Source organism: Haemophilus parainfluenzae, assembly GCF_014931395.1.
In the GTDB taxonomy this organism is placed as follows: Bacteria; Pseudomonadota; Gammaproteobacteria; order Enterobacterales; family Pasteurellaceae; genus Haemophilus_D.
This window is the reverse complement of sequence record NZ_CP063120.1, coordinates 2,048,404-2,061,438: the sequence shown is the minus strand read 5'-3', so window position 1 is coordinate 2,061,438 and position 13,035 is coordinate 2,048,404. Positions and strand designations below refer to the sequence as shown.

Annotated in this window: 9 protein-coding genes; 7 read left to right on the top strand and 2 right to left on the bottom strand. The window is 39.0% G+C overall.

The window, feature by feature from the left end; all coding sequences use genetic code 11:
- Positions 1 to 227: 227 nt before the first annotated feature.
- Positions 228 to 1,727 (top strand): YdgA family protein, encoded by a 1,500-nt coding sequence (locus INP94_RS10195; RefSeq protein WP_197543559.1) that lies wholly within the window; start codon positions 228 to 230, stop codon positions 1,725 to 1,727.
- A 73-nt stretch (positions 1,728 to 1,800) separates the two neighbouring features.
- On the opposite strand, the gene mgsA is transcribed toward INP94_RS10195, so the two are convergent.
- On the bottom strand, positions 1,801 to 2,259 hold the full coding sequence (gene mgsA / locus INP94_RS10190; RefSeq protein WP_197543558.1) for a methylglyoxal synthase: 459 nt from the start codon (positions 2,257 to 2,259) through the stop codon (positions 1,801 to 1,803).
- A 307-nt stretch (positions 2,260 to 2,566) separates the two neighbouring features.
- Here mgsA and aceE point away from each other — a divergent pair, with 307 nt between their 5' ends.
- From aceE to INP94_RS10170, 4 genes are all read left to right on the top strand, one after another.
- Positions 2,567 to 5,233, top strand: a complete 2,667-nt coding sequence (gene aceE / locus INP94_RS10185) for a pyruvate dehydrogenase (acetyl-transferring), homodimeric type (RefSeq protein WP_197543557.1) — start codon at positions 2,567 to 2,569, stop codon at positions 5,231 to 5,233.
- Positions 5,234 to 5,320: 87 nt separating this feature from the next.
- Positions 5,321 to 7,225: a pyruvate dehydrogenase complex dihydrolipoyllysine-residue acetyltransferase gene (gene aceF, locus INP94_RS10180; protein ID WP_197543556.1), complete on the top strand. Its 1,905-nt coding sequence runs from the start codon at positions 5,321 to 5,323 to the stop codon at positions 7,223 to 7,225.
- A gap of 91 nt (positions 7,226 to 7,316) precedes the next feature.
- A complete protein-coding gene (gene lpdA / locus INP94_RS10175) occupies positions 7,317 to 8,741 on the top strand; it encodes a dihydrolipoyl dehydrogenase (RefSeq protein ID WP_197543555.1) in 1,425 nt (474 codons plus the stop codon).
- Positions 8,742 to 8,903: 162 nt separating this feature from the next.
- Positions 8,904 to 9,455: an NlpC/P60 family protein gene (locus tag INP94_RS10170; protein WP_005695690.1), complete on the top strand. Its 552-nt coding sequence runs from the start codon at positions 8,904 to 8,906 to the stop codon at positions 9,453 to 9,455.
- Positions 9,456 to 9,533: 78 nt separating this feature from the next.
- Here INP94_RS10170 and INP94_RS10165 read toward each other — a convergent pair whose 3' ends face one another.
- A complete protein-coding gene (locus INP94_RS10165) occupies positions 9,534 to 9,983 on the bottom strand; it encodes a LexA family protein (RefSeq protein ID WP_075875252.1) in 450 nt (149 codons plus the stop codon).
- Between the two features lie 273 nt (positions 9,984 to 10,256).
- On the opposite strand from INP94_RS10165, the gene sstT reads away from it, so the two are divergent.
- Positions 10,257 to 11,498, top strand: coding sequence for a serine/threonine transporter SstT (sstT, locus tag INP94_RS10160; protein ID WP_197543554.1), 1,242 nt, complete (start codon positions 10,257 to 10,259; stop codon positions 11,496 to 11,498).
- A 57-nt stretch (positions 11,499 to 11,555) separates the two neighbouring features.
- Positions 11,556 to 13,004: a molybdate ABC transporter ATP-binding protein ModF gene (gene modF / locus INP94_RS10155; protein WP_197543553.1), complete on the top strand. Its 1,449-nt coding sequence runs from the start codon at positions 11,556 to 11,558 to the stop codon at positions 13,002 to 13,004.
- Positions 13,005 to 13,035 lie beyond the last annotated feature (31 nt).

Sequence of the window (13,035 nt, the reverse complement as noted above, 5' to 3'; positions counted from 1 at the left end):
ACGATGAATAAGATGTGGATACTTTTCCGCATTTCAAGAGGCAAGATTTAAATTTTTTCTTCCTTTTAAAGTGCGGTCATTTCCGTTCTTGTTTCACAAAATAAGTCCAGCTGAACAAAGTTCAAGGGGGAAATATAAAATTATTTTGAAAAAATAAGAAAAAATTTGTGTTTTGTGGTAAATTGTCGACAATTTTAATCATCTATTAATTTAACAAAGGAATCGAAATGAAAAAATCAGTCGTAGCATTAGGTGTGATTGTGGCTCTCGGTGCGGTAGGTGTCGGTGGGGCTTGGTTTACCGGGGAGAAAGCACAAGCTGAATATTTACGTCAAATTGAATTAGCAAATAAAGAAGCTCAGGCTTTAGGCTTATCTGATTCATTTAAGGTTGTTTATAAAAATAAACAGTTTGATCGTGGTTTATTTACCTCTCAAGTGGAAGATGAACTCGTGATTTCCTTACCTGAAGAAGGTGAGACTTTCACTATTCCATTTTCAACGAAACTTTATCATGGTCCATTCCCACTCGATCAATTAACCAAATTTAATTTCATGCCAGTAATGTTTTCAGCACAAGGTGTGATTGGTAAAAATGAAACCACCCAACCTTTATTTGATTTGCTTAAATCGGATAAACCTGTTCAATATCAAGCAACTACTGGCTATAACTTATCGACAAAGGGTAAAGTTGAATTAGCGGGTGGAGAGCTAACTGATCCAGAGTCACCAGGAACGAAAGTCACTTGGTCAAATATCAATATGGGCTTTGATGTCGATAAAGATCTCGCTGGCAAATATGATATGACCTTAAATGAAGTGAGTGCTACCGTCTTGCCAGAAGTTATGGAGGAGCAAGATGGCGAAGATATGCCTAAATCAATCACAATGAAAATGAAAGGCATGAAAGTCGAAGGTTCATATAATCCAACTAAGTGGGCTTACATTTATACGGGAAAAAGCACTTCTTTAGTTGACAGTTTTGAAATGGCTACGCTCTATCATGCGGGAAAAGAGAGCACTGTAGTCCAAAAGGGTTTTAAAGCAAAATCTGATATTTCACTCGATGGTGATTTCGTGAGTGCCAAAAGTGAAAATACGGTAGACTCGATAGCTATTGATGGGAAAGATTTTGGTAAATTAACTTACAACGTTGAGTTAAACCATATTGAAGCAAATGCGATTAATGCATTGATTGAAGCACTTTTTACTGTCTTTGAATCAATAAGTGATGAGGAAAATTCTTCTAATGAGGAAATGGTCTCTGAAATTTTAAGTTCATGGGCTGAAAATCATGGTATGGCTATTTTTAATAATCAGCCTCAAATTAAACTCAACCCTATTTCAATTTCAAATAGCCAGGGTAAAGTCTCATTAGATTTAAATGTGGCGTTAGCGAAAGATCCGAAATTTGATTTAATGGCGGGGAGTTTATATAAACAATTTACGGATTTTGCGTTAAATATTCACGTAGATAAAGAAATGGTTGAAAAAAATCTTGCACAATTTGTACCAGAAGAAGAGAGAGCTTTGATTAAAGCACAAATTGAAGAGCAAGCTAAACAAGCGGCAGCACAAAATATTGTGGTGAATAATGATAAAAATGTGACGCTTAACTTAGTGCTTGAAAAGGGTGAACTCAAACTTAATGGTCAAGTGATTCCTGAAGAGCAAGTTCAAGGCGTGTTGTTTATGTTAATGATGGGAATGGCGGCACAGGGCCAGTAATTAACAACGGAATAATTAGAAAGGAGATAAAGTGATTTATCTCCTTTTTTATTAGGTTGAGCTTATTTAACTTTTAATCCAAGCGAGCTTTTAAATACCCGTCATAATCGGGGATATCAATATTGATTTCTTGCTCAAATAAGCTTGATGTTAATAGAAAATCGGCGGTGCTTTGATTAATCGCAACGGGAATATTCCAGACGGTTGCAATACGCATTAAGGCTTTTACATCGGGATCATGTGGCGCGGCATTCATCGGATCCCAAAAGAAAATCATCATATCAATTTTTTTCTCAGCAATCAGTCCGCCAAGTTGCTGATCTCCGCCCATCGGTCCACTTAATAGTGAGGCTATTTTGAGTCCCGTTTCTCTTTCTAATAGATGGCCAGTTGTACCCGTCGCATAAAGTTGATGGGGAGCTAGTGCTTCTTTGTGTTTCTTTACCCAATTGAGCAGATTTTGTTTGCAGCTATCATGTGCAACGAGCGCTATTCGTTTATGAGAAAAGATTAGGCGAGTTGTCGTGTTCATATTTTGTCCTCTAAAAAGCTCAAAAGCATGCGAACACTTTAGATCAAAGCGGGTAAGAAATGCAATATATAAAGTATAGTTTAATTTAAGCTCAAAAATCCTTTAAAAATGACCGCACTTTTAGTGAAGAGTATTGCAATAACACGAAGAAATGCGTGAGAACAGTGAAAATCTACTATCTTTCTTGCAAAAAATCTTCTAAAATTTACAAGATTTGTTAAATGTTTGTAACATAGATTAACAAGCTTGATTTTCGTGTTTGGTCATAACCAAACTTCATTTTCACTCAGTAAAATAAGGAAAGACTATGTCAGATACCTTAGTAAACGATATTGACCCAATTGAAACACAGGATTGGTTGTCAGCTGTTGATTCATTAATTCGTGCTGAAGGCGCAGAGCGTGCGCATTACATCATCAATCAAGTGATTGATCAGGCACGTAATGGTGGTGTGAACATTGCAAAAGGTGGCGTAACAACCCCTTATGTTAATACCATCCCTGTTTCTGAACAGCCAGCATACCCAGGTGATAAAGCTATTGAGCGTCGTATTCGTAGTGCTGTACGTTGGAATGCGATCATGGCGGTATTACGTGGTCAGAAAAAAGATCTTGAATTAGGAGGTCACATTTCAACTTATCAATCTGCAGCAAGCATGTATGAAGTCTGTTTTAACCACTTCTTCAAAGCTGCTACAGATAAAAACGGCGGTGACTTAGTCTTCTTCCAAGGCCATGCCGCGCCAGGTATGTATGCGCGTGCATTTGTTGAAGGCCGTATTACTGAAGAACAAATGAATAACTTCCGTCAGGAATGTGAACCGGGTAAAGGTCTTTCTTCTTATCCTCACCCGAAATTAATGCCTGAATTCTGGCAATTCTCGACCGTATCTATGGGTTTAGGTCCAGTAAATGCAATCCGTACTGCTCGTTTCTTAAAATACTTAGATAACCGTGGCTTAAAAGACACCAAAGATCAAAAAGTGTATGCTTTCCTTGGTGACGGTGAGATGGATGAAATCGAAGCAAAAGGTGATTTAACCTTCGCAGCACGTGAAGGCTTAGATAACTTAATCTTCGTTGTAAGCTGTAACTTGCAACGTTTAGATGGCCCTGTAACGGGTAACGGTAAAATCGTTCAAGAATTAGAAGGTTTATTTGCTGGTGCTGGTTGGGAAGTGATCAAAGTCATGTGGGGCTCTAACTGGGACAAATTATTTGCCAAAGACACCTCAGGTAAGTTAACTCAATTGATGATGGAAGTGCTTGATGGCGACTATTTAACCTTCAAATCTAAAGATGGTGCTTATGTTCGTGAACACTTCTTTGGTCGTTATCCAGAAACTGCTGCATTAGTAGCGGATATGACAGATGATGAAATCTGGGCATTAAGACGTGGTGGTCACGATTCTGAAAAACTTTATGCGGCATTCCATAAAGCGCAAACAGCAGGTAAACCTGTAGTAATCCTTGCACACATGGTTAAAGGTTATAAAATTCCTGAAGCAGAAAGTAAAAATACTGCTCACCAATCTAAAAAAATGTCGATCGAAAGTCTTAAATACTTCCGTGATCATTTCCACCTAGATATTAAAGATGAAGATATCCCTAACTATCCGTATATCACCTTCCCAGAAGGTTCGGAAGAGTACAATTATCTTCACGGCAGACGTAAAGCGTTAAACGGTTACTTACCAAAACGTTTACCAAAATTCACCACTGAATTTAAAGTGCCATCTTTAGAAGAATTTGCCCCATTATTGGAAGCTCAAGCTCGTCCTATTTCAACTACAATGGCATTTGTACGTTTCTTAAATACCTTATTGAAAGATAAAAATATTGGTAAACAAATTGTGCCAATTGTTGCTGACGAAGCGCGTACTTTCGGTATGGAAGGTTTATTCCGTCAAATCGGTATTTACAACCCACATGGTCAAAACTATGTGCCTTCTGACCGTGACTTAGTGGCTTACTACCGTGAAGCGAAAGATGGTCAAGTATTACAAGAAGGGATCAATGAATTAGGTGCTGCATCATCTTGGTTAGCGGCAGCAAACTCATACTCTGTCAATAACCTGCCAATGATTCCATTCTTCATCTACTACTCAATGTTTGGTTTCCAACGTGTGGGTGACTTAATGTGGGCAGCAGGTGACCAATTAGCGCGTGGTTTCATGATCGGTGGTACTTCTGGCCGTACAACATTAAATGGTGAAGGCTTACAACACGAAGATGGTCATAGCCATATTCAATCTCTTGTTATTCCTAACTGTGTGTCTTATGACCCAGCTTATGTTTATGAAGTGGCAGTTATCCTACAAGACGGTATCAACCGTATGTACGGTGAAAAACAAGAAGATGTGTTCTACTACATCACCACATTAAACGAAACTTATGAACAACCAGCAATGCCAAAAGGTGCAGAAGAAGGTATTCGTAAAGGTCTTTATAAATTTGAAACCGTTGAAGCGAAAGGCAACAAAGGTCATGTTCAATTATTAGGTTCTGGTGCGATCTTCCGTCATGTTCGTGAAGCAGCACAAATCCTTGCAAATGAATATGGTGTAAGCTCAGATGTTTATAGCGTGCCTTCATTCACTGAAGTCGCTCGTGAAGGTGCAGATGCTGTACGTTGGAATATGTTACATCCAACTGAAAAACAACGTGTACCTTACATTGCACAAGTCATGAATGATGCACCGGCTGTTGCGGCAACTGACTACATGAAATTATTCGCAGAACAAGTTCGTGCATTTATTCCTGCACAAAGCTATCACGTATTAGGTACCGATGGTTTCGGTCGTTCAGACAGCCGTGCAAACTTACGTGAACACTTCGAAGTGGATGCGCGTTATGTTGTGGTTGCAGCATTACATGAGCTTGCAAAACAAGGCAAATTTGATGCGAAAGTGGTGGCTGATGCAATCGCGAAATTTGGTTTAAAAACTGAAGTTTTAAACCCGCTTTACGCTTAATAAAAACATCCTGTGCGAAAAACGCACAGGATCATCTACAAATAAAGTGCGGTTGATTTTAACTGCGTTTTTTAAAGGTAAGATAACATGTCAAAACAAATTCAAATTCCTGATATCGGTAGTGATGAAGTTACCGTAACAGAAGTGATGGTGAAAGTAGGTGATACCATTACCGCTGATCAAAGTATTATCAATGTTGAAGGTGATAAAGCCTCAATGGAAGTACCCGCACCAGAAGCCGGTGTGGTAAAAGAAGTATTAGTGAAAGTGGGTGATAAAGTCACAACTGGCACACCAATGCTTGTTTTAGAGTCAGCGGAGGCGGCAGCACCTGCTCCAGCCGCTGCAGCACCAGCGCCGGCAGCCGCACCAGCAGCTGCAAGTGTAGTTGAAGTTAATGTACCCGATATCGGCTCAGACGAAGTAAACGTAACAGATATTATGGTGAAAGTTGGTGATACTGTTGAAGTTGATCAATCAATCATCAATGTTGAAGGTGATAAAGCGTCAATGGAAGTACCTGCTCCTGTTGCTGGCGTGGTAAAAGAAATTTTAATCAACGTAGGCGATAAAGTTGTTACAGGCAAATTAATCATGAAATTTGAAGTGGCGGGTGCAGCACCAGCCGCAGCGCCAGCTCAACAGGCGGCAGCACCTGCAGCAGCACCAACACCAACAGCTTCAGCCATTAAAGAAGTGAATGTACCTGATATTGGTGGTGATGAAGTTAACGTAACTGAAATCATGGTTGCAGTTGGCGACAGCGTTTCTGAAGAGCAATCTTTAATTACCGTTGAAGGCGATAAAGCCTCAATGGAAGTACCAGCTCCATTCGCGGGTGTGGTAAAAGAAATTTTAGTGAAATCAGGTGATAAAGTTTCAACTGGTTCATTAATTATGAAATTTGAAGTGGTGGGTGCAGCACCTGCTCCTGCAGCGGCTCCTGTAGCGGCAGCTCCAGCGCCTCAAGCAGCACCTGCAGCAGCGCCGGCAGCACAATCAGGTAATGTATCTGGCTTAAGCCAAGAACAAGTTGTAGCAAGCGCTGGCTATGCACACGCAACTCCAGTGATTCGCCGTTTAGCACGTGAATACGGTATCAACCTTGATCGCGTAAAAGGTACGGGTCGTAAAGGTCGCGTAGTAAAAGAAGATATCCAAGCTTACGTGAAAACCGCTGTTAAAGCATTTGAAACCGGCACGGTTTCTTCTGCAGCCGCAGGTAATGGTGTGGCAAATGGCGCAGGCTTAGGCTTATTACCATGGCCGAAAGTTGACTTCAGCAAATTTGGTGAAGTAGAAGAAGTTGAATTAAGCCGTATCAACAAAATCTCTGGTGCAAACTTACATCGTAACTGGGTAATGATTCCACATGTTACTCACTTCGATCGCACAGATATCACAGATTTAGAAGCATTCCGTAAAGAACAGAACAAGATTGTTGAAAAACAAAAATTGGATGTGAAAATTACACCTGTTGTGTTCATTATGAAAGCGGTAGCGAAAGCATTAGAAGCGTTCCCACGTTTCAATAGCTCTATCTCTGAAGACGGTCAAAAATTAACACTTAAAAAATACATCAACATTGGCGTAGCGGTAGATACACCAAACGGCCTTGTTGTACCTGTATTTAAAAATGTGAACAAAAAAGGTATTATCGAACTTTCTCGTGAATTAATGGAAGTCTCCAAAAAAGCACGTGACGGTAAACTTTCAGGTTCTGATATGCAAGGTGGTTGTTTCACTATTTCAAGCTTAGGCGGTATTGGTACAACTCACTTTACGCCAATCGTAAATGCACCTGAAGTGGCAATTTTAGGTGTATCTAAATCAGAAATGCAACCGGTTTGGAATGGTAAAGAATTTGAGCCACGCTTAATGCTTCCATTATCATTATCTTTCGACCACCGTGTGATCGATGGTGCTGATGGTGCTCGTTTCTTAAGCTATATCAATGGCGTATTAGCTGACTTACGTCGCTTAGTGATGTAATTAACATGGTAAGATGTGAGTGATTAGGCTCACATCTTACAGAAAGGACTGCAAGTGCGGTCAAAAATTTGAACGTTTTTACGAGGTAAAAATGAGTAAAGAAATTAAAACCCAAGTTGTGGTACTTGGTGCTGGTCCTGCAGGTTATTCAGCGGCATTCCGTTGTGCGGACTTAGGTTTAGAAACAGTACTTGTTGAACGTTATTCAACATTAGGTGGGGTATGTTTAAACGTAGGTTGTATCCCTTCTAAAGCATTACTTCATGTTGCTAAAGTAATTGAAGAAGCAAAACACGCAAGCAAAAACGGTGTGTATTTCGCTGAGCCTCGCATTGATTTAGATGAAGTGCGCGCAGGTAAAGAAGCAGTTGTAGCAAAATTAACAGGTGGTCTTGCTGGCATGGCTAAACAACGTAAAGTCACCGTTGTTGAAGGTTTAGCGGCGTTTACCGATCCACATACATTAGTAGCACGTGATCGTGATGGTAAACCAACAACAATCAAATTCGATAATGCGATTATCGCAGCGGGTTCTCGCCCAATTCAATTACCATTCATTCCACATGAAGATCCACGTGTTTGGGATTCAACGGATGCACTTAAATTAAAAGAAGTACCGAAAAAACTGTTAATCATGGGTGGTGGTATCATCGGTTTAGAGATGGGTACCGTATATCATGCATTAGGTTCTGAAGTTGAAGTCGTTGAAATGTTTGATCAAGTGATTCCAGCAGCAGATAAAGATGTTGTTGCAATCTACACCAAACAAGTAGAGAAAAAATTCAAGTTAATGCTTGAAACTAAAGTGACAGCAGTTGAAGCAAAAGACGATGGTATCTATGTTTCAATGGAAGGCAAAGCATGTAACGATACTAAACGTTATGATGCAGTGTTAGTGGCAATCGGTCGTACACCAAACGGTAAATTGATCGAGGCAGGTAAAGCAGGCGTTGAAGTGGATGAGCGTGGTTTCATTCATGTTGATAAACAAATGCGTACCAATGTTCCTCATATCTTTGCAATCGGTGATATCGTTGGTCAACCAATGTTAGCCCACAAAGGTGTTCATGAAGGTCACGTTGCAGCAGAAGTGATTGCGGGACAAAAACATTACTTCGATCCAAAAGTCATTCCTTCTATTGCTTATACTGAACCAGAAGTGGCTTGGGTAGGTAAAACTGAGAAAGAATGTAAACAAGAAGGCTTAAATTACGAAGTCGCGAAATTCCCTTGGGCTGCTTCTGGTCGTGCGATTGCATCTGAATGTGCAGAAGGTATGACCAAATTAATCTTCGATAAAGATACTCACCGTGTACTTGGTGGGGCTATCGTAGGTGCTAACGGTGGTGAATTATTAGGTGAAATCGGTCTTGCGATCGAAATGGGTTGTGATGCAGAAGATATCGCATTAACGATTCATGCTCACCCGACACTTCATGAATCTGTAGGTCTTGCGGCTGAAGTATTTGAAGGTTCAATTACCGATCTTCCAAATGCAAAAGCGAAGAAAAAATAATCAATTCTAATCCTTTTAAGGGCTACTCATTGAGTAGTCCTTATTTTTTTGAGATCTCACTCACAAAATTGCATAAAAATTCAATAAAAACTGGCGGGCATAATGACTTTTTGATAAAATCCGAGCAGTTTTGTTTTTATATTTTTTTATTATTTAAAAGCTATGTTAAAGAAGATTTTGATTATTGTAGGTTTGGCTGTTTTGACAACAGCCTGCTCTAACAACTCGGGGCAGGCACAAAACGGCATGATTAGTGAAAGTGATGATGCTGAGTTAACGGGTTTGATTGCTGGTTTAGATGGGAAAAAAGGGGGCGTTTACCCTAAATTAAGAACTAACCGTCCTAAATCAGGTTTAATTGGTGATAAAGCGCTTGCTCAAGTTTATAACGAATGGGTTGGTACTCGTTACAGAATGGGGGGCACTTCAAAACATGGTATTGATTGCTCTGCATTTATGCAAACTGCTTTTCTCGATGCTTACGGCATGGAGCTTCCACGTTCAACCTCAGAACAACGCTATTTAGGTCGCCAAATCCAAAAACATGAATTACGTAAAGGTGATTTAGTGTTCTTCCGTCGCAACAATCATGTTGGCGTTTATATTGGTAATAACCAATTTATGCATGCAAGTACAAGTCAAGGTGTAACAATTAGTTCATTGGATGAAGATTATTGGTCAAGAACTTATACACAATCTCGTCGTGTGATGTAATGACAATTTTATTTCAATAAAAAAGTGCGGTTAATTTTAACCGCACTTTTTCTTTATTTAGATTATCTGATTATTGGCTTAAGCCGCAAATTTCATTAAGTCTCTTCTTGGTTTCATTTGATGGATAGTATTCGTCACCGTGCCAACTAACGGAAGGTTTGTCCATTGTGTTGTTTTAATATTTTCCACTTTAGAATCTAATGCCATGAATACAAATTCATTACCGCTTACGCCGGCAAATTCATAAATATGAAATTCATCTTGTTTTTCTAATACCACAAGATCACCAATGAAAAGGCTGTCATTTTTTTCAACCACTAACATATCGCCCATTTCAATCCCCCAAGCAAGCATATTCGGATTGGTAACACGAATAAAACAAGTTTGTTGTGGACGTTTGATGCAATAAAGGTTGAGATCTAATTTTTTATTAAATGTCGATTTGCTTTCAACATCATTGAAAAATGGCATAGGATGATAAGAAAACGTCATATCATTTTGTGCAACTGTATTTGCGTAGTTCATCATCTTGTGTTCCTTTTAGTTTGTGTGTTTTTAATCAGTGGTTGTTTATACAGTTGTAATATACTGGTATTAGATACAGTATGTCAATAGGGCATAGAAAAAATTTTTTTATAGGCGAAAATTTTAGAAAAAATTCATTCCTTACTGAAAAAGTTCAATTTTTTAACAAAATAATAAAGAAAAAATTTTCTTTTAAATAAAATTTGAGCTATCTTTATCTTGTTTCGGTGGATCGTAACGATCTGAAGTTCAACTCAATCTTCATTTAAAACTATTATGAATACAACACGTTTATTTCATTTTTTGTTCCAAGGTAATTTGGTAAAACGAATTGCCGTTGGTTTGGTACTCGGGATCCTTGTTGCCTTGGTGAATGAGAGTGTAAAAAATTCAGCAGGTATTGATCTTGCATCTAGCTTTGGAGTGCTCGGTCAAATCTTTGTTAAAGCATTGCGTGCTGTTGCACCAATTTTGATTTTCTTCCTTGTTATGGCTGCGCTCGCTAATAAGAAAGTGGGCTCTAAAAGTAACATGAAAGAAATTGTCATGCTTTATCTTTTGGGTACGTTCTTAGCGGCTGTGGCTGCAGTAATTGCAAGTATGGCATTCCCATCAGATGTGGCTCTTGCAGTAAAAGAGGATGCGAGTTCAGCACCTCAATCTGTTGGTCAAGTCATGTTAACGTTAGTATTGAATGTGGTGGATAACCCATTAAATGCAATTTTCAAAGCAAACTTTATCGGTGTTTTAGCGTGGTCTATCGGTTTAGGTTTAGCCCTTCGTCATGCATCAGATGCAACTAAACAGGTTGTGGCTGATTTTGCAGAAGGCATTTCTAAAATTGTTCACGTGATTATTTCATTTGCACCTTTCGGTGTATTCGGTTTAGTGGCTGAAACATTATCTGACAAAGGCTTATCTGCGTTAGGTGGATATGTTCACTTATTATTCGTGTTAATCGGTACAATGCTATTTACTGCCTTTGTGCTTAATCCGATTCTCGTTTATTGGAAAATTCGTCGTAACCCATATCCATTAGTTTGGACTTGTGTGCGTGAAAGTGGTGTAACGGCATTCTTTACTCGTAGTTCTGCAGCAAACATTCCTGTAAACATTGAATTAGCAAAACGCTTAAATCTTGATGAAGAAACCTATTCTGTGGCAATTCCATTGGGTGCGAATATCAATATGGCGGGTGCGGCAATTACCATTACCGTATTAACGTTAGCAGCAGTTCATACATTAGGTATTGAAGTTTCTTTTGTTAGTGCGGTGTTATTAAGTATTGTTGCGGCGCTTTGTGCGTGTGGCGCTTCTGGTGTTGCTGGTGGCTCATTATTGTTAATTCCATTAGCTTGTAGCTTATTCGGTATTAATGATGACATCGCTGCTCAAATGATTGGTGTAGGTTTCGTGATTGGTATCTTACAAGACTCAACAGAAACAGCACTTAACTCTTCAACTGACGTACTATTTACTGCGGCAGTATGTATCGAAGAAGAGCGTAAAAACGGTTAATTAAATTCATCTAACAAGGCGGGCAATTGCTCGCCTTTTGTTTTTAAAGGAAAGAGAATGACACTTTTAATTCAGCAAGCAAAATTTAAACTTCATCAAAAACAGAACTTAAATTTACCGCACTTTGCGATTGAGCCACAACAATATTGGGTTGTGGTAGGCGGTAATGGGAGTGGAAAATCAGCGTTTGCGTTAGCTTTGCAAAATGAGTTGCCTTTACAGGAAGGGGAGTATCATAATTCTTTTAAACGTGTTCACTCCTTTTCTTTTGAAAAACAACGAGAAATTCTTGAAGCCACGTTAAAGAATTTAAACAACGATGATACTGATCCAGATTTTTTTGGTAAAACGGCAAGAGAAACCATTTTAAATGGCAGTACGGAGCTGGCTTTTTGTGAACAAATTGCAGAAAAATTAGGGATTACTTATCTCTTAGATCGTTTCTTTATCAAGCTTTCCACCGGGGAAACACGTAAAGTGCTATTGGCACAAGCGTTATTAAAAAAGCCCGATCTATTAATTTTAGATGAGCCTTTTGAAGGACTAGATCAACAATCTGTGCAAGATTGGATGGCGATGTTAAACGAACTGAAAAAAGAATGTGCAATCGTTCTAATCGTTAATCGTTTGGCCGATATTCCTGCTGAAGCGACTCATTTAGCGATGTTGGAAAATTTAGAGTTAGTATTAGAAGGTGTACGTCAATCCATTGAGCAACAAAGTATTTATCAACAATTAGTGTATGCGGAGCAGTCTGTTGATGTAGCGTTGCCTGAGCCAGCCTCACCATTACTAAAATTGCCTGAAAATCAACCGCACTTTGAACTTAAAAATGTCACGGTTCAGTATGGCGATAAAGTGATTTTGGATCATTTAAATTGGGTTGTTCAGCCAAATCAAAATTGGTGGATTAAAGGACCAAATGGCGCAGGGAAGTCAACCTTACTTTCGTTAATTACAGGTGATCATCCTCAAGCCTTTGCGAATCATGTGGTGATCTTTGGCAGACAACGTGGTTCAGGTGAAACCATTTGGGATATCAAACAAAAAATTGGTTACGTAAGCAGCCAACTGCATTTAGATTATCGTGTGAATTGTTCCGTGCTAGATGTGATCATTTCAGGCTTTTTTGACAGTATTGGGATTTATCAACACGTACCAGAGGCAATTCGTTTGAAAGCTATGCAATGGTTAGCTCGTTTAAATCTGACTCATTTAGCAAAAAAGCCATTTCGTTCACTTTCTTGGGGACAGCAACGTTTATTGCTCATTACTCGTGCGATGGTGAAATATCCGCCTGTTTTGATTTTAGATGAGCCTTTTCAAGGGCTTGATGGATTAAATCGCAAGCTCGTGAAACATTTTATTGAGCAACTGGTTAATAATAGTAAAACCCAACTTTTGTTTGTCTCTCATCAAGATTTAGATGCCCCGAATTGCATTACGCATCTTTTTGAATTTATAAGAGAAAACGATAAATATATTTATATACAAAGTGCGGTCTAATTTGATAGACTTTTCTTATATTTCTTCATCA